Genomic DNA, 16,663 nt, shown 5'->3' on the forward strand with positions numbered 1-16,663 from the left:
CCGTTCCGCGGTGTCCCGGGCGGCGTGCGAGTCAGCGCTGTCTCCCCCCGCCCGCACGGTGGTGCGCCGGGGTCGTGGGGAGGAACCGCTCCCCCACCACATCCCGCACTGGAGTGTCATGACCGGCAACTACATCACGCTCACCGTCGTCCTGTCCCTCGGCCTCATCGGCTCGGCCTGGGCCAAACTCACCCGGCAGGAAAGGACGGTTGCCAGTCTGCGTGCGGCCGGTGTGCCGGACGGCTGGCTGCCCCGGCTGGCCCTGCTGGAGATGGCCGGAGCCGTCGGTCTGTGCGCCGGCTTCGCCTGGCGCCCGCTGGGCGTCGCGGCCGCGGGGGGCGTGGTGCTGTACTTCGCCGGAGCGCTGGTCTTCCACGGGCGCGCCGGGGACTACAAGGGCACGCCGGCCCCGGCGGCCCTTCTGCTGGCCGCTGTGATCGCGGGACTTCTCGCGCTCAGCACCGCTTGAGACGACTGCGAAAGACAGGAAGCGCCGTGTCCACTGCCCCGGTCACCGACCACGACTCCCCCCTGCGTCTCCTCGGCGAGATCCGGTCCGGCCGGCCGCTGGTCGTCGCGGCCGTCGAGGAGGAGACGGCCCACCTCGACGGCCGCCTGCCCGTCCTCATCACCGGGATGGGGAAGGTCAACGCGACGGCGGCCCTCGCCCTCACCCTGTCCCGGAGCGAGCGGCCCTGCGAGATCGTCAACCTGGGCACGGCCGGGGCGCTGAAGGAGAACCTCCTGGGCCTGCACGAGGTCTCCCGGGTCCTCCAGCACGACCTCGACACGGCCCTCCTGCACCAGATCAGCGGCCGCGTCTACGGCGCTCCCCTCACCGTGGCCGCGGGCCCCGGGCCGACCCTGGCGACCGGGGACACCTTCGTCACGGACCCGGCCGTCCGCGAGCGGCTGGCCCGCGAGGCCGACCTCGTCGACATGGAGGGGTACGCCGTCGCGGCCGTGGCACAGCGCCTCGGTATCCCCGTACGGCTCGTCAAGTTCGTGAGCGACCAGGCCGACGAGGGCGCCCGCACCGCCTGGCCCGAGGCCGTGGACCACGCCGCCGAGATCCTTGCCGCCTGGGTCGAGGACCACCTCGCCCCGCGCCGCCCGCGGCTGCGCAGGCGGGCGTCCGCTGCCCGTCCGCGCACAACCGTTCCGTCCACCGTCCACCCGCTGCCCGCGCCCCAAGCCTCGTAAGACCTCGTCGCCGGCAGCCGCCGCACCCCCAGGGAGCGTTGTGTCTCATCGCCTGTTCACCTCGGAGTCCGTGACCGAGGGCCACCCCGACAAGATCGCCGACCAGATCAGCGACACCATTCTCGACGCGCTGCTGCGCGAGGACCCCACGTCCCGGGTCGCCGTGGAGACGCTGATCACCACCGGCCTGGTGCATGTGGCCGGCGAGGTCACCACCAAGGCCTATGTGCCGATCGCCCAGCTCGTGCGCGAAAAGATCCTGGAGATCGGCTACGACTCCTCCGCGAAGGGCTTCGACGGCCTGTCCTGCGCGGTGTCCGTGTCGATCGGTGCGCAGTCCCCGGACATCGCCCAGGGTGTCGACTCGGCGTACGAGAACCGGAGCGGGGATGCCGCGGGCGGGCAGAGCGACGACCTGGACCGGCAGGGTGCCGGTGACCAGGGCCTGATGTTCGGTTACGCGACGGACGAGACGCCGGAGCTGATGCCGCTGCCGATCTCGCTGGCGCACCGGCTGTCCCACCGGCTGTCGAAGGTCCGCAAGAACGGGACGGTTCCCTATCTGCGGCCCGACGGCAAGACGCAGGTCACCATCGAGTACGACGGCGACCAGGCGGTCCGCCTGGACACGGTCGTCGTCTCCTCCCAGCACGCCTCGGACATCGACCTGGACTCCCTGCTGGCCCCGGACATCCGGGAGTTCGTGGTGGAGCCGGAGCTGAAGGCGCTGCTGGACGACGGCATCAAGCTGGAGACCGAGGGCTACCGCCTGCTGGTCAACCCCACCGGCCGCTTCGAGATCGGCGGCCCGATGGGCGACGCCGGCCTGACCGGCCGCAAGATCATCATCGACACGTACGGGGGCATGGCCCGCCACGGCGGCGGCGCCTTCTCCGGCAAGGACCCCTCCAAGGTCGACCGTTCGGCGGCCTACGCGATGCGCTGGGTCGCCAAGAACGTCGTCGCCGCGGGTCTTGCCTCGCGCTGCGAGGTCCAGGTCGCCTACGCCATCGGCAAGGCCCAGCCGGTCGGCCTGTTCGTGGAGACCTTCGGCACCGCCAAGGTCGACGCCGAGAAGATCGAGACCGCCATCGCCGAGGTCTTCGACCTGCGCCCGGCCGCGATCATCCGCGACCTCGACCTGCTGCGCCCGATCTACTCCCAGACCGCCGCCTACGGCCACTTCGGCCGCGAGCTGCCCGACTTCACGTGGGAGCGCACCGACCGCGTCGACGCCCTGCGCACGGCCGTCGGTCTCTAGGGCCTCCCCGGCTTCGGGATCCTGCCCCGCGATCACCGGGGCCCGGCACCCCCGCGGGGGTGCCGGGCCCCGGTGATCGCGCCGCTCAGCCGCGGGGCGCGTAGGCGTGCAGGCGTTTGGTCCACTCCGGCGTGACGAGCGCCTCCGCGATCTCGCGCGGGACGCTGAAGTGCACGTCGCGGCTGCCGTCGGCCACGGGCGTGGGAGTGACCAGGAGCGTCCACGGGACGGTGCTGGCGGGGTACTCGAACCAGAACGGCCGGCCCGCGCCGAGGTCGATCTCGTAGACGGGCAGCCGGCTGACGTTGTTCAGCGCGATGGTCCCCTCGAAGGCGTCCAGGCTCATACGGCTCAGGACGCGGTGGGCGCGGCGGGCGCGGCGCTGGGCCTCCAGGAAGGCGACCTCGTCGCGCACACGGTCCACGGTGACGCTGCTGACGGCCTCGCGCACGGCCGCGACGGTGTCGGAAAGGGGAGCGCCGCGCAGGTCTCCCGCCGGCAGCGCCGGGGTGACGTTCGTGACGGCGTTGCCCCAGAATCCGTCGGGGATCCTCTCGCGCAGTACGGAGCGCAGGCCCACGACCATCCCGAGCCGCTCGATGCTGTGGTCGGGCCGGGCCCGCAGTTCGGCGAGCACCTTCCACAGGTGGGCGCTCAGGGCGTCACCGGTGGAGGGCACAAGGCCCCGGCCGGCGAGCCCGGCGAGGGCGTGTTCCTTGAGTGCGCGCACCTCGTCGGCGGCGAAGCGCAGGGTGATGGTGCGCACGCGGCGCGAGCGGGTGTTGACGCGCCAGATGAAGCCGAACTTCTTCCGGCCGGGCACCAGGACGTACTGGGTGCTGTGCTCCTGGGTCCCGGGGGCGGCGCCGTCGGCCACGCCGTCGAGGAGGGTGCGCGCGTACGGTGCCGCGCGGTGCTCCAGGCCGTGGTGGACGCTCGACCAGTGCCGGAGGAAGTCGAGATAGCCCGAGCCGTCGACGATGCTGTGGTTGATCGCGATGCCCAGGACCGAACCGCCGCCGCGCATGTGGGTGATCCGCACGGTCAGCAGCGGCGTGTCGTGCCCGACAATCCGGAAGGGGTTGACCCCGTGGATGTAGGAGCGCAGGTCCGGCTTGGCCGACCGGTCGGGTCCGTACTCGGGCATGGGCCGGTCGCAGTGGCTCTCGGTGAACAAGGCACCCGCGTCGTTGCAGACGACGCTGAGCCCGCGGTCGGCGTCCCGCACCAGCCGCCCCGTCAGGAGCGGATAGTGCGCCAGGGTCGCGGCGAGGGACGCCCGGAGGGCCTCGGCGTCCAGGGCCTGGCGGTAGTAGAAGGTGCGCAGGGTCGCGAACGTACCGGTCATGAGGTCGTAGACACCCAGCCGCACCCGCTCGCCGGTCGCCTCACCGGCCCGCACGGTGACGGTGTGGCGGTGTGTCCGGGGGGACGCTGAGCGGAGGTTCATCCTGCCTCACTGAGATCGGCTGACGGGGCACGGCAGTTGCCCGGGCACTCCCAGCGTTCCTCGTCCGAAGCGAGGAAACCCCTAGACAACCGGCTCCGTGCGGGCCGGGCGGCTGCGGGCGGGAGCGGTTTTGGTGGATCCCCTGGACTTGTCCGGCAGTGCTGGGCACACCGGTGCGCCACGTGCTGGGCTGGGCATCCCGACCGGCAGATCCGGGCGCGGGGACCCACTCGCACTTCCTGCCGCCGAGGTGACGGCTCCCGTCCCCGCCGGCAGACACAGGAGGCCACCAGCCGATGGGCAATGACAAGAAAGAGATCCTCGACCTGGTACGCGAGTACCACCGCAACGGCGCCGCATCGGGATTCGTCCCCGGTGTCACGCCCGTCATGGCCTCCGGTGCCGTCCTCGACGAGGAGGACCGCGTCGCGCTGGTCGAGGCGGCCCTGGACCTGCGGATCGCCGCGGGGCCCAGCTCCCGCAAGCTGGAACGCGCGCTGGCCAGGTACTTCGGTCTGCGCAAGGCGCACCTGACGAACTCCGGCTCGTCGGCGAACCTGCTGGCGCTCAGCTCACTCACCTCGCCGCAGCTGGAGGACAGCCGCCTGGTGCCCGGCGACGAGGTCGTCACCGTGGCGGCCGGCTTCCCGACGACCGTCAACCCGATCATCCAGAACGGTCTCGTGCCGGTCTTCACCGACATCGAGATCGGCACGTACAACCCGACGCCGGAGCGGATCGAGCAGGCGATCGGCCCCCGCACGCGGGCGATCATGGTGGCGCACGCCCTGGGCAACCCGTTCGCGGTCGAGGAGATCGCGCAGATCGCCGAGGACCGCGGCCTGTTCCTCATCGAGGACAACTGCGACGCGCTGGGCAGCACCTACAAAGGCCGCAAGACCGGTACGTTCGGCGACCTGGCGACCGAGAGCTTCTACCCGGCCCACCACATCACGATGGGCGAGGGCGGTGTGGTCCTCACCGACAACCTGGCGCTGGCGCGCATCGTGGAGTCCATGCGCGACTGGGGCCGCGACTGCTGGTGCGAGCCCGGCGAGGACAACCGCTGCTTCAAGCGGTTCGAGCAGCAGATGGGGACGCTGCCGGCCGGCTACGACCACAAGTACATCTTCTCCCACGTGGGCTACAACCTGAAGTCGACCGACGTGCAGGCGGCGCTCGGCCTGCAGCAGCTCTCGCACATCGACGACTTCGGCCGGGCCAGGCGCCACAACTGGGCGCGGCTGCGGGAGGGTCTGGACGGTCTGCCGCACCTGATGCTGCCGCAGGCGACGCCGGGAAGCGATCCCAGCTGGTTCGGTTTCGCGATCACCGTCAGCCCGGGCGCCCCGTTCGCGCCGCACGCGCTCATCGACCACCTGGAATACAGCAAGGTGGCCACCCGCCGCTTCTTCGCCGGCAACCTCACGCGCCACCCGGCCTACGCGCAGCGGGAGTTCAGGGTCAGCGGTCCGCTGACCAACAGCGACATCACCACCGAGCGCACGTTCTGGATCGGCGTCTACCCGGGCCTCACGGACGAGATGATCGACCACAGCATCGCGACGGTGAGCGAGTTCGTCACCCTGCCCCACTGAAACCGTGTTCGCGCCCCGGCGGACCGTGGTGCGCCGGCCGTGTCCCGGCCCGCTCGGGCCGGGACGCCCGTCCCCGGCCGGTCAGGCGGGGACCGGGCTGTGCGGGCGCGCCGCGGCCCAGGTCTGGAGAAGGTCGGCGGCGCGCGCCGCGCCGCCGGCGCCGTGGACGGCGGCCCGCATCCGCGCCAGGCTCCCGGGGGTTTCGGGGTCGGCCAGCAGCTCGGTCACGGCGCCCGCGAGGACGCCGGCGTCCAGGTCCGCCCGGGACAGCGTGCGCCCGACGCCGCACTCCTGAAGCCGCCGGCCGCTGAGGTCGAGTTCGTGGGCGCGCGGGATCGCCACCACGGGCACGGCGAAGTACAGGGCCTCCATGAGGCTGCCCATGCCGGCGTGGCAGACGACGACGTCGGCGTGCGGCAGCACGGCCGGATGGGGCAGCCACTCGTGGACCTCGACATGTGCCGGCAGGGGCTCCAGCTGTGCGCGGTCGGCGCCGCGCCCGAGCGTCATGACGACGTGCCAGGCGGCCGGGTCGAACGCCTCGGCGCAGATACGGAAGAAGTCGCCGCGGTCGCCGGACTCGGTGCCCAGGGACACCAGCGCGGTACGGCGGCCGTCCGCCGGCGGCGACCAGAGGCCGGGGCCGGCCTCGGTGACCATGGGGCCCACGAACGCGAAGCGGTCGTCGAAGGTGTCGCCCTCGATCTGGAAGGCGCGGGGCAGGAAGACAAGGTTGTGCTCGTCCCACTCGGTGCCGTAGCGGCCCATCTCCTCCAGGCCGATGCCGTGTTCGCCCATGAAGCCGATGACGAGCTCCGCGCCCTTGCGCATGACGGGGTCCTGCGGGTCCCACATCTGGGCGCGCAGGGAGAAGGTCTCGTTCGCCGCGTGGCTCGGGAAGAGCTGTACCGACACCGCGTCCAGGACCCGGGCGGCCACCCGTCCGGCGGCCACGTTCTCGAAGTCGTACAGCACCAGGTCCGGGGCGTCGGGGGCAAGGGCGGACAGGGCCGCGGGGAAGACGGTGCGCACGGTGTCCACCATCAGCTCGTAGCCGTCCCTCGCCAGTTGGCCGGGGCTCGGGTCGGCGGCACGGTAGAAGTCGCCGCGCGCGGAGGTGTAGGTGACGGCGCGGGCGCCCGCTTCCTCGACCGGCGCGGCGAACCGCTCGTCCACGACGTAGGTCACGCGGTGGCCGCGTGCGATGAGCTCGCGGGCGAGGCCGAGGCTCGGAGCGACGTGCCCGAAGTCCGCGAAGGGCAGGACGGCGCAGTGGAGCGGGCGTGCTTCGGTGCGGTACGGCATCGGCTGTTCCTTCGAATGCGGCGGTGGCCTTGGGCTGTGCGCTCGCGGCGGCACCGGGGAGAACGACGTGGGCCCGCTGCGAGGGGCTCAGCGTGCGCCGCGCAGCGCCGCGTAGTGGGCGAGGCAGTCCTCGTAGCGGGGCAGCAGGCCCGCCTCGCGGGCGGTGGCGACGGAGACGGCGCGGGAGTCCTTGGCCGACATCAGCGGGGTCTCCGACAGATCCCAGGGCAGGTTCAGCTCGGCGTCGAAGGGGTCGATGTCGACCTGGGTGCCGGGGACGAACTCCGTGGAGCACAGGTAGGAGACGCAGGTGTCGTCGGTGAGGGCGAGGAAGCCGTGCACGAGCCCTTCGGCGACGAAGAGGGTCTCGCCCGACTCGGCGTTCAGCCAGTTCACCTCGTGCACGCCGAAGGTGGGCGAGCCGAGGCGCAGGTCGACGACGATGTCGAGGACCGCGCCCCGCACGACGCAGACGACCTTCGCCTGGCCCGGCGGCAGCAGGGTGCCGTGCAGCCCGCGCAGGGTGCTCCGACGGGAGACCGAGTAGTTCACCTGCGCCACGGGCACCGGCCGGCCGATCTCCTCGGCCAGTCTGTCGTGGCGGAACGACTCGTAGAAGTTGCCCCGCACGTCGCCGATCTTGTGCGGCGTGATGTGGAAAGCGTCCGGCACAGCCGTCTGTCGAACCTTCATGGTGACGCCACGGTATGGCGCGCCGTTCGAGGACCGGTCAAGGGCCGTACGGGGGCCGGTCGAATCGAACCGTTCTGGAGGGGGTCTCGATCGCGGGGTGCCACCGTGGCTGCCTGGAGCCACGGCACCCGGTGCGGTGGCACAGCAGGACGACGTAGGGGTGCCCGGCACCCGGCCCGGGAGGAGAGCGGCATGGCGCTGGTCGGTAGGCAGGGACAGCCCGGACGGCCGGACGGACCGTCCGGCCGGGTGGTCGTCCTCGGCGCTACCGGATTCGTCGGCCGGCACGCGGGCGCGGCCCTCCGGGCGGCCGGTCACGAGGTGCTCGCCGTCGCACGGCAGGCCGTCAAGACGCCGGCCGCGTGGCGCTTTCACCCGATGGACCTGGTCAAGGACGGGCCGGGCGCGCTGACGGAGCTGATCGACGCGAAGCATCCGGTGGCCGTCGTCAACGCGGCCGGCGTGGCCTGGTCGTCGTCGCCGGGCGTCATGCGGCAGGGCAACCAGCTGCTGGTGGACCGGCTGCTGGCGGCGCTCGACGCCGCCTCGTGGCGGCCGCGCCTGGTGCATCTGGGCTCCGTGCACGAGTACGCGCCGCAGAGCGCGGGGGTGGATCTCGCCGAGGACTCCCCCACCCGCCCGGTGACGGACTACGGGCACTCCAAGCTGCTCGGCAGCCGGGCGGTCCTGCAGTCCGCCGCCGAGGGCCGGACGGACGCGGTGGTGCTGCGGCTGTCGAACGTGATCGGCGCCGGGACCCCGCCCAGCAGCCTGCTGGGCCGCGTGGCGCAGCAGCTGCTCGCCCCGGCCGCCCCGGGCGGGCCGGTCACGATACGGCTGTCCCCGCTGCGCAGCAGCCGGGACTTCGTCGACGCCAAGGACGCGTCCGAGGCGATCGTGGCCGCGATGCGGACACCGCGGGCGCGGGGCCGGGTGCTGAACATCGGCAGCGGCACGTCGCAGCATGTGCGGGTGATGGTCGACCTTCTGATCGCGGCGAGCGGCAGGAGGGTGCGGCTGGTGGAGGACACGGGCGGTACCGTGCGGCCCGCCGCGGACGCGGACTGGATGCGCGTGGACGTCACCGCGGCGCGTGAACTGCTCGGCTGGTCGCCCCGCCGCAGCCTTGAGGAGACCGTACGGGACCTGTGGAACGCGGCGGCGGGCAGCGACGGCTGAGCCGCCCGGCCCGCGGCATCCGCGGGGACTGCCCGGCGGGATACGGCATCAGCCCGGCAGCAGGCTGAGGTCGGCGGCGCTGACGCGGTCGGTGAGCACGTGCTGGCGGATCTGCTGCAGCCCCGGGGAGGGGTCGAGGCCCAGTTCGTCGCGGAGCAGTTCACGCAGCCGCTGGTAGACGTGGAGGGCCTCGCTGCGGCGGCCGCAGCGCTGCAGCGCGATGATGAGGCCGCCCTGGAACCACTCGTGCAGCGGATGGGTGCTGGCCAGCTCCTTGAGTTCCGCGACGAGTTCGCGGTGCAGGCCGAGCCCGAGACCTGCGCTGATGCGCAGCTCCAGGGCGTGCATGTGGAGCTCCTCCAGGCGCAGCGCGTACGCCTGGAGGTAGGGGCCCTGGGTGACGTCGGCGAACGGCCGGCCGGCCCACCCTGCCAGTGCGGCGGCGATCCGGTCGGTGGCCGTGCGGGCGTCACCGTCCTCGAGTGCGGCCCGTGCCTGGACGGTGAGCCGTTCGAACTCCTCGGCGTCGTAGTCCCCGGGGGCCACCCGCAGCATGTACCCGGTGGACCGGGTGACGAGCGGCCCCGTGCCGGCGGCCGTCTCGCCGTCGCTCTGCAGGAACTTGCGCAGCTGGTAGACGTACGTCTGGACGGTGGCCGTGGCGCTGCGCGGGGGGTGGTGGTCCCACAGTTCGGCGACGATGGTGGGCATCGACACCAGGGTGTTGCGCCGGGCCAGCAGCAGGGCCAGCACCTGGCGGACCTTGGGAGCGGTCGGCGTGGCGGGCCGCCCGTCCAAGGTCACCTCCAGGAGCCCGAGGCTGCGCCAGGTCAGCATGCGGGAATCCCGGTCGTGGCCTCCACGGCCCGGGGGACGGCCTGCACGGCCCGGGGGGCGGCGGTGTGCGGTGTCCGGTCCGGGAGCTCCCACCAGTCGCGGTGCTCGCGGTACCAGGCGACGGTCTCGGCGAGGCCCTCGGTGAAGTCCTTCTGCGGCTTGTAGCCCAGCTCGGTGTGGGCCTTGTGCCAGTCGACCGAGTAACGGCGGTCGTGGCCCTTGCGGTCGGTGACGTACTCGACCTGGTCCCAGGAGGCGCCGCACGCCTCCAGCAGCAGGGTGGTGAGCTCGCGGTTGTTGAGCTCGGTGCCGCCGCCGATGTTGTAGATCTCGCCGGGGCGGCCCTGGGTGCGGACCAGTTCGATGCCCTGGACGTGGTCGTCGATGTGCAGCCAGTCGCGCACGTTCATCCCGTCGCCGTACAGCGGGACCGTCTTGCCTTCCAGGAGGCGGGTGACGAACAGCGGGATGATCTTCTCGGGGAACTGGTGGTGCCCGTAGTTGTTGGAGCAGCGGGTCACCCGGACGTCCAGGCCGTGGGAGCGGTGGTAGACCAGCGCGAGCAGGTCGCTGGACGCCTTCGAGGCGGCGTAGGGCGAGTTGGGGTTCACGGACTGCTCCTCGGAGCAGGAGCCGGCCGGGATGGATCCGTAGACCTCGTCGGTGGAGACGTGCACGAAGGTCTGGATGCCGTGCTGCAGCGCGGCGTCCAGGAGCACCTGGGTGCCCATGACGTTGGTGCGGACGAACTCGGCGGAGCTGGACAGCGACCGGTCGACGTGCGACTCGGCCGCGAAGTGGACGACCTCATCGTGCTCGGCCATGAGGCGGCCGACGACCGCCGGGTCGCAGATGTCGCCGGCGACGAGCCGGAAACGGGGCGAGTGGCGGACCTCGTCGAGGCTGGCCGGGTTGGCGGCGTAGGTGAAGGCGTCCAGGACGGTCACCGATACGTCGTCCAGGCCGAGGGGTCCGAGGAGGGTGCGGACGTAATGGGAGCCGATGAAGCCGGCACCGCCGGTCACCAGGATGCGCGTCTGACTCATCGGGATTGCGGCGCCCGGTACCCCGGCGGGGTCGTGGGGGGCGCCGTCCTCCTTCCTCGTGTGTGCGGTGTGTTGCAGGGGTCCGGCCGGTGTGCCGGTGTACGCGGAGTGCTTACGGCGTCCGCGACCAGGCGCTCCATGTGCGCGACCAGGGCGTGGGGGCTGGGCATGGCGGCGGACTCGTCCCGCAGCCGTCGTGCGGCGGCCGCGAACGCCGGCTCCTGAAGGAGCAGGCGGGTGTCGGCGAGGACCTGCCCGGCGTCGACGTCGCTGTGGTGGACGAAGATCCCGGCGCCGGCCTTTTCCAGCGAGCGTCCGCGCAGTTCCTGGTCGGCGACGTTCGTCGACAGGGCGAGTTGCGGGACGCCGTTGACGAGGGCGGTGGAGAAGGAGCCCCAGCCGCCGTGGTGGACGACGGCGCTGCAGGTGGGCAGCAGGGTCTTCAGGGCTATTCCGCTGACCGCCCGCACGTTGGGGGGCAGGTCGTCCCCGAGCTGTTCGGCCTGTTCGGGCATGAGCGCGGCGACGACGTCGATGTCGAGTCCGCCCAGGGCGCGCAGGATGTCGTCGACGGGGACGTAGTCGCCGCCGTAGGCCTCGGTGTTGGTGCTGCCGAGCGTGACGCAGACCCGGGGCTGCTTGGGCTCCTCGCGCAGCCAGTCCCACTGCACGGCGGCACCGTTGTAGGGGAGGTACCGCATGGACAGCTGGTGCAGGGCGCTCGGCGGGCGCAGGCTCGGGGGCAGGGTGTCGATGGTGAACTGGCCGTTGAGGAGTTCCTCGTCGCAGGCCACGCCGTAGGAGCGGGCACGGTCGTCGATCCACTCGGCGAGCGGGTCGACGCGTTCGGTCTCGGGGACGTCGCGGGCGAGTTCGACGAAGGTGCGCCGCGCCTGCCCGTAGACGTCGGCGCACCACAGCAGGCGGGCGTGGGCCGCGCCGCAGACGCGTGCGGCGACCGCGCCGGCGTAGGCGAGGGGGTCGCGGATGACGAGGTCGGGCCGCCAGTCGCGGGCGAGGGCCACCATGTCGTCCATGACGGGCTCGTTGTAGCGGGCGAAGCCCCAGGGCACGCTGATCTCGTAGCGCTCGCGCAGGGTGGGCCAGTCGACCTGGCCGGGGCCCAGACGGCTCCAGTTGGCGACGTCGGCGTCCTGGGAGTCGCGGGAACCCGCCATGTCCGCGTGCAGGGCGTGGTCGCTGCCCACGGGGGCGGCCACCAGGCCGGCCGCGGTGACGGCGGGGGTCATCGACGGGGAGCCGGCCACCAGAACGTCGTGACCGGCCGTCACAAAGGCCCAGGCCAGCGGCACCATGGTGTACAGGTGAGACTTCTCCGACAGGCCGGCGAACAGAACGCGCATGGCATCCTCTCGTTCGGGGGAGGTCCGCGGCCGGGCCGCGTTGAGGTGTCAGTCCTCCCGGATCAGTCCTCCCGGAGGGTGATGGCACCCAGCGGGCAGGAGTCGTGGGCTTCGCGGATCGCCTCGTGGTGGCCGCTTCCCGGCTGCTCGATCAGGAGCAGGGCGCGGCCGTCCTCCTCGTCCTGGTCGAAGACCTCGGGTGCGATCAGCACGCACTGGCCCGCTCCCATGCACTTGTCGTGGTCGATCGCGATGTCCATGCCGGCCTTCTGCGTCGTGGGCGGTACGGGTCGTGGGCGGTACGGGTCGTGGGCGGTACGGTGCGTGCCCCGCTGCCGGGGCGCGTGCCCATCTTGGGCCGGGTGCGGGCCCGCCCGGGTCCCCGGCCGCCGCTGTCTGGGATTTCCTCCAGAGATTTCGGCCCGCCGCCGTGACCTCGCACCGGCCTGCGGCGGGCGGTACTCGGTGAATCCCTAGACTGCGCCGCCGTCTCTGGCCCCCCGCGCACGCCCCGTGCTGGAGTGGCGCGAGTGCCGGGCCCCGCCGGGGTGCCGGTCCCACGCGGTGGGCCGCGGGCCGCGGTCGCGGCCGGGCCGCACGAAAGGGGAATCACTGGTGGCGGAGCAAGGCACCTCCGACGTTCCCGACGCGCCGCGGGGAGCGGCGGATCCGCCGGTGTCCGATGCGCCGGGGCCCGGTGTGCCGGGGCCCGGCTCCGGCAGCATTCCGACGGTGGAGCCGGACGGCGGGGCGACGCTGCTCGCCTGGACCGCGCGGATGCGGGACGCATGCCCGGTGTGGCGGGACGAGACGGGCAACGTGCACGTCTTCCGGCACGAGGACGTCCAGCGGATCCTCGCCGACCCGGCGACCTTCTCCTCCGACACCGTGGGCCGCCTCTCGGGCGGTGAACGCCAGGCCCCGCGCGGCACCCTGCTGCTGCTGGACCCGCCCCTGCACGGCAAGATGCGCCGCCTGGTCAGCCGCGCCTTCACACCGGGGCTGATCTCCGGTCTCGAACCGTGGATCACCGGCCTGACCGCCGACCTGCTGGACGCGGCCGGCTTTGACCGCTTCGACCTGGTGGACACGCTCGCCAACCCGCTGCCGGTCACGGTCATCGCGCGGATGCTCGGCGTGCCCACGGCCGACCGGGACCTGTTCCAGGGCTGGGCGGACCAGCTGCTGTCGACAAACCCGGAGGACCCCGAGAGCGTCCGGCGCATGGAGGAGACCGGCCACACCATCTCGGCGTACCTGCAGAACTTCATCGACGACCGGCGCGGAAAGCCGCAGGACGACCTGCTGGGCACCCTGGTGGGCGCGGAACTCGACGACGAGCGCCTCGACGACGAGGACATCGCGAGCTTCGCCACCCTGCTGCTGCTCGCCGGGCACATCACCACCTCGGTGCTGCTGGGCAACACGCTGATGTGCCTGGACCAGGATCCGCAGCTGTTCGAGCGGGTCCGCGAGGACCGCTCGCTGGTGCCCGCCGTGATCGAGGAGACCCTGCGGCTGCGCCCGCCGTTCACCCGGATCGAGCGCGTCACCACGGCCGCCACCGAACTCGCCGGAACCAGCATCGCCCCCGGCACCCTGGTGCACCTGTGGCTGCTGTCGGCCAACCTCGACGAGCGGGTCTTCAAGGACGCGGCCGCCTTTCGCCCGGAGCGCACCAACGCCCGCCAGGCGGCCTTCGGCCACGGCATCCACTACTGCATCGGGGCACCGCTGGCACGCCTGGAGGGGCGCATCGCCCTGAACGCGCTCCTCGACCGGTTCGCACGGATCGAGGTCGACCCCGATGCCCGGCTGACCTACCACGGCACCAACGTCTTCGGCGCGCGGCACCTGCCGCTGGTCGTCAAGCGCGCCTGATCCCACCAGTCAACAGCCTTCGCCCACGGCACCCACGGCGCCGCCGGCACACCAACGGAGTGACGATGAAGACCAGGCCCGACGCACCCGTGATCCCGACGGACCGCGGCAAGTGCCCCTTCGACCCGCCCGCGGCGTACGCCCGGCTGCGCGAGGAGGCCCCGGTCAGCCCCCTCACCTTCCAGGTCGCCCCCAAGGACCCGACGGGCTGGCTGGTCACCCGCCACGACCTGGTACGGCAGATCCTGGCCGACGACCGCTTCAGCCACCGCAACGAGCTGCTCGCCCATGTGGTCGCACCGCCGTTCCCGATGACCGAGTACGCGCCCCAGCCCTCCCCGCCCGGCTCGTTCGCGAAGACGGACGCGCCCGAGCACTCCAAGTACCGGCGTCTGCTGGCCGGGCACTTCACCGTCCGCCGCATCCAGCACTTCGAGCCCGAGCTGGCCCGCATCATCGACCAGGTCCTCGACGAGATGGAGGCGAAGGGCTCGCCGGCCGACCTGGTGACGGACTTCGCCGAGGTCATCAGCGTCCGCTCGGTGTGCGCCCTGATGGGTGTCTCCGCCGAGCTGATGGCAGAGGTCTCGGAGCACTTCGCCACGATGATGAAACTGACGTACACCCTCGAGGAGTTCATCCACTGCATCGAGTCGCTGGACGCGGCGGTGCGGCCCATGGTCCGCGAGCGGCTGGCGGAGAAGGGCGACGACTTCTTCGGACAGCTGGCGGCCACCGGGGAACTCACCGAGGAGGAGCTGGTCAACCTCTCCGTCCTCACCCTGGGCGGCTCCCTCGACACGACGCCCAACATGCTGTGCCTGAGCACGTTCGCGCTGCTGGAGCAGCCCGAGCAGCTGGCCCTGCTGCGCAGCCGCCCGGAGCTGTACGAGGCCGGGGCCGTCGACGAGCTGATGCGCTATCTGACGATCTCGCAGCTGGGGTCGAGCCGTTGCGCGCTGGAGAACGTCGAGATCGGCGGCGTCACCGTCAAGGCCGGGCAGACCGTCGTGCTGTCGCTGCCTGCCGCCAACCGCGACCCCGCGGTCTTCGCCGACCCCGACAAGCTCGACGTCACCCGCATCCCGCGCAAGCACCTGGCGCTCGGCTTCGGCGCGCACCAGTGCCTGGGCCAGCACCTGGCCCGCGCCACCCTCAGGACCGGTCTGCGCAAGCTGTTCGAGCGGTTCCCGACGCTGCGGCTGGCGGTTCCCGCGGACGAGGTGCCGCTGCGCGACCGTGCCGTGCACTACGGGGTCGACCGGCTGCTCGTCGCCTGGGACTGACCGGCCGGGGCAACGACCACGACCGTGACGATCCGAGGACCTGAAAACCTGAGGAGAACGACCGTGACAACATTCCGGCGCGTCGTGGAGAGCCGGGAGGAGCGGTCCTTCCTGGTCCGCGCCGGCCGGGCCGGACGGGCCGGACGGGCCGACAACGCCCGTGTCCGGCTCAGCGGCTACGACCTGCTGACCGGCCCCTGGTACACACCGCTGACCTTCTTCTACCGCGAGACGCTGGACGGGGCTCAGCTGCGCGCCTCGCTGGCGCGCACGCTGCGCCGCTACCCGCCACTGGCCGGCCGTCTCGTCCGGGACCGGGACGGCGGGCTGAGCGCCCTGTGCAACGACGCGGGGGTCCGCTTCATCGAGGCGGTGTCACCAGAGCCCATGCGGGAGTACGGGCCCCAGCTGCGCACCGAGCCGGTGATCGGCCATCTGCTGCGCGAGGTCAGCGCGTTCCGCGTCATCGACCGGGACACCCCGCTGCTGAAGATCCGGCTGACACAGATGCGCGGCGGCGGCTCCGTCCTCGGCGTGATGATCAACCACAGTCTCGCGGACGGCGCGAACACCCTCGCGTTCCTGGAGAGCTGGTCGCGCGAGCACCGCGGGTTGCCGTACCCCGAACCGTGCCACGACCGGAGCCTGCTCGACGCGCTGGGCCAGGAGTCCGCCGACCCCGCGATCGTGGACGCGCGCGCGTTCGTCGGCGTCTCCCGGCTGCGCCTGCTGACCACGAACATCAAGGTCGGCCTGAACAAGCTCGCGACCGTCGCCACCCGCTTCGAGGCCGCCGAACTCGCCGCCATGAAACGGACCGCGCAAAAGCAGCTGACCGACACGGGCTCCTGGGTGTCCACCAACGACGTCCTGACCGCGCACATCTGGCAGGTCCTCGGCGAGCTGCGCGCCCGCCCCGACGACGCCGCCGAATGGCTCGGGATGATCATCGGAGCGCAGTCCCGGCTCGGTGCCGCGCTGCCCGCCGAGTACTGGGGCAACTGTGTCAGCAACAGCTGGACGCGGACCTCGGCAGCGGCGCTGCGCACCCGTCCGCTCGGCCGGCTCGCCCAGGACGTACGGGCCTGTCTGGACGCCAACACCGCCGACAAGCTCCGCGACGAGATCGCCTTCCTCAACTCCTACCGCAGGGCGGGCGTGTCACGGCACGTCATGTCGGTACGCGCCCCGGACGTCTTCGAGACGGCGGTCTCGATCAACAACTGGTCGCAGTTCCCGCTCTACCGCATCGACCTGGGCGCCGGCACACCGTTCTGGTACGAGTTCCCCGACCTCCCGGTGCCGACCGTGCACATCGCGCCGACGCCCGCCGAGGACGGGGGCCGGGACGTCTATCTGTGCCTGGCACAGGAGCACGCGGCCGCGGTGAGGAGTCCGGCGTGGCTGGAGCGGCTGCACGCCTACGGCACGCTTCACGGGAAACCCGCGCCCGTGGGTGAGTGACCGGGCCGCCGAAAGGGGCCACGGGCGGCGCTGGTGCCGCCCGTGGCCCCTTTCGCGTGACGGCCGGTCTTCCCGATACGGCCGGTCTTCCCCGCC

15 protein-coding genes are annotated in these 16,663 nt (G+C 72.1%); 8 read left to right on the forward strand and 7 right to left on the reverse strand.

Going from position 1 to position 16,663, the window contains the following annotated elements:
* Positions 1–118: 118 nt before the first annotated feature.
* From OG747_RS00530 to metK, 3 genes are read left to right on the forward strand one after another with little or no spacing between them, the layout of a single operon-like run.
* Positions 119–469: a DoxX family protein gene (locus tag OG747_RS00530; protein WP_405876704.1), complete on the forward strand. Its 351-nt coding sequence runs from the start codon at positions 119–121 to the stop codon at positions 467–469.
* 26 nt (positions 470–495) lie between these two features.
* A complete protein-coding gene (locus OG747_RS00535) occupies positions 496–1,203 on the forward strand; it encodes a nucleosidase (RefSeq protein WP_405876706.1) in 708 nt (235 codons plus the stop codon).
* 40 nt (positions 1,204–1,243) lie between these two features.
* Entirely contained in the window at positions 1,244–2,464 is a 1,221-nt protein-coding gene (metK, locus tag OG747_RS00540) for a methionine adenosyltransferase (protein ID WP_405876708.1), read from the forward strand.
* A gap of 85 nt (positions 2,465–2,549) precedes the next feature.
* Here metK and OG747_RS00545 read toward each other — a convergent pair whose 3' ends face one another.
* Complete coding sequence (locus tag OG747_RS00545; protein ID WP_405876710.1) at positions 2,550–3,914, reverse strand: acyltransferase; 1,365 nt, start codon at positions 3,912–3,914, stop codon at positions 2,550–2,552.
* 296 nt (positions 3,915–4,210) lie between these two features.
* Between OG747_RS00545 and rfbH the strand changes: the two genes are divergently transcribed.
* Positions 4,211–5,512: a lipopolysaccharide biosynthesis protein RfbH gene (gene rfbH, locus OG747_RS00550; protein WP_405876712.1), complete on the forward strand. Its 1,302-nt coding sequence runs from the start codon at positions 4,211–4,213 to the stop codon at positions 5,510–5,512.
* Positions 5,513–5,593: 81 nt separating this feature from the next.
* Here the strand turns inward: rfbH and OG747_RS00555 are convergent, their stop codons facing one another.
* Both OG747_RS00555 and OG747_RS00560 read right to left on the reverse strand, forming a co-directional pair.
* Entirely contained in the window at positions 5,594–6,817 is a 1,224-nt protein-coding gene (locus OG747_RS00555) for a macrolide family glycosyltransferase (RefSeq protein ID WP_405876714.1), read from the reverse strand.
* Positions 6,818–6,904: 87 nt separating this feature from the next.
* A complete protein-coding gene (locus OG747_RS00560; RefSeq protein ID WP_405876716.1) occupies positions 6,905–7,510 on the reverse strand; it encodes a dTDP-4-dehydrorhamnose 3,5-epimerase family protein in 606 nt (201 codons plus the stop codon).
* A 192-nt stretch (positions 7,511–7,702) separates the two neighbouring features.
* Between OG747_RS00560 and OG747_RS00565 the strand changes: the two genes are divergently transcribed.
* Positions 7,703–8,689, forward strand: a complete 987-nt coding sequence (locus tag OG747_RS00565; RefSeq protein ID WP_405876718.1) for an NAD-dependent epimerase/dehydratase family protein — start codon at positions 7,703–7,705, stop codon at positions 8,687–8,689.
* A gap of 48 nt (positions 8,690–8,737) precedes the next feature.
* Here OG747_RS00565 and OG747_RS00570 read toward each other — a convergent pair whose 3' ends face one another.
* The 4 genes from OG747_RS00570 to OG747_RS00585 form a co-directional block, all read right to left on the reverse strand.
* The gene (locus tag OG747_RS00570) at positions 8,738–9,526 is read right to left on the reverse strand and encodes a BTAD domain-containing putative transcriptional regulator (protein ID WP_405876720.1); all 789 of its coding nucleotides are present in this window, start codon (positions 9,524–9,526) and stop codon (positions 8,738–8,740) included.
* The gene (rfbB, locus tag OG747_RS00575; RefSeq protein WP_405876722.1) at positions 9,520–10,572 is read right to left on the reverse strand and encodes a dTDP-glucose 4,6-dehydratase; all 1,053 of its coding nucleotides are present in this window, start codon (positions 10,570–10,572) and stop codon (positions 9,520–9,522) included. The genes OG747_RS00570 and rfbB overlap by 7 nt, the downstream gene beginning before the upstream one ends.
* On the reverse strand, positions 10,569–11,936 hold the full coding sequence (locus OG747_RS00580; RefSeq protein ID WP_405876724.1) for an activator-dependent family glycosyltransferase: 1,368 nt from the start codon (positions 11,934–11,936) through the stop codon (positions 10,569–10,571). Before OG747_RS00580 ends, rfbB begins: the two co-directional genes overlap by 4 nt.
* A 62-nt stretch (positions 11,937–11,998) precedes the next feature.
* The gene (locus OG747_RS00585; protein WP_405876726.1) at positions 11,999–12,196 is read right to left on the reverse strand and encodes a ferredoxin; all 198 of its coding nucleotides are present in this window, start codon (positions 12,194–12,196) and stop codon (positions 11,999–12,001) included.
* Positions 12,197–12,551: 355 nt separating this feature from the next.
* Between OG747_RS00585 and OG747_RS00590 the strand changes: the two genes are divergently transcribed.
* The 3 genes from OG747_RS00590 (at position 12,552) to OG747_RS00600 (ending at position 16,567) form a co-directional block, all read left to right on the forward strand.
* Positions 12,552–13,817: a cytochrome P450 gene (locus tag OG747_RS00590; protein ID WP_405876728.1), complete on the forward strand. Its 1,266-nt coding sequence runs from the start codon at positions 12,552–12,554 to the stop codon at positions 13,815–13,817.
* 65 nt (positions 13,818–13,882) lie between these two features.
* Entirely contained in the window at positions 13,883–15,103 is a 1,221-nt protein-coding gene (locus tag OG747_RS00595) for a cytochrome P450 (RefSeq protein ID WP_405876730.1), read from the forward strand.
* 63 nt (positions 15,104–15,166) lie between these two features.
* A complete protein-coding gene (locus OG747_RS00600) occupies positions 15,167–16,567 on the forward strand; it encodes an acyltransferase (protein WP_405876732.1) in 1,401 nt (466 codons plus the stop codon).
* Positions 16,568–16,663: the final 96 nt, after the last annotated feature.

Source organism: Streptomyces sp. NBC_01384 (genome assembly GCF_045040035.1).
In the GTDB taxonomy this organism is placed as follows: Bacteria; Actinomycetota; Actinomycetes; order Streptomycetales; family Streptomycetaceae; genus Streptomyces.

What these genes read in the sequence shown, in the direction of transcription:
- OG747_RS00585 (WP_405876726.1), bottom strand. Translation starts at nt 12,196, where the DNA reads ATGGACATCGCGATCGACCACGACAAGTGCATGGGAGCGGGCCAGTGC.
- rfbH (WP_405876712.1), top strand. Translation starts at nt 4,211, where the DNA reads ATGGGCAATGACAAGAAAGAGATCCTCGACCTGGTACGCGAGTACCAC.
- OG747_RS00570 (WP_405876720.1), bottom strand. Translation starts at nt 9,526, where the DNA reads ATGCTGACCTGGCGCAGCCTCGGGCTCCTGGAGGTGACCTTGGACGGG.
- OG747_RS00555 (WP_405876714.1), bottom strand. Translation starts at nt 6,817, where the DNA reads ATGCCGTACCGCACCGAAGCACGCCCGCTCCACTGCGCCGTCCTGCCC.
- OG747_RS00595 (WP_405876730.1), top strand. Translation starts at nt 13,883, where the DNA reads ATGAAGACCAGGCCCGACGCACCCGTGATCCCGACGGACCGCGGCAAG.
- OG747_RS00560 (WP_405876716.1), bottom strand. Translation starts at nt 7,510, where the DNA reads ATGAAGGTTCGACAGACGGCTGTGCCGGACGCTTTCCACATCACGCCG.
- OG747_RS00545 (WP_405876710.1), bottom strand. Translation starts at nt 3,914, where the DNA reads ATGAACCTCCGCTCAGCGTCCCCCCGGACACACCGCCACACCGTCACC.
- OG747_RS00565 (WP_405876718.1), top strand. Translation starts at nt 7,703, where the DNA reads ATGGCGCTGGTCGGTAGGCAGGGACAGCCCGGACGGCCGGACGGACCG.
- OG747_RS00580 (WP_405876724.1), bottom strand. Translation starts at nt 11,936, where the DNA reads ATGCGCGTTCTGTTCGCCGGCCTGTCGGAGAAGTCTCACCTGTACACC.
- rfbB (WP_405876722.1), bottom strand. Translation starts at nt 10,572, where the DNA reads ATGAGTCAGACGCGCATCCTGGTGACCGGCGGTGCCGGCTTCATCGGC.
- OG747_RS00530 (WP_405876704.1), top strand. Translation starts at nt 119, where the DNA reads ATGACCGGCAACTACATCACGCTCACCGTCGTCCTGTCCCTCGGCCTC.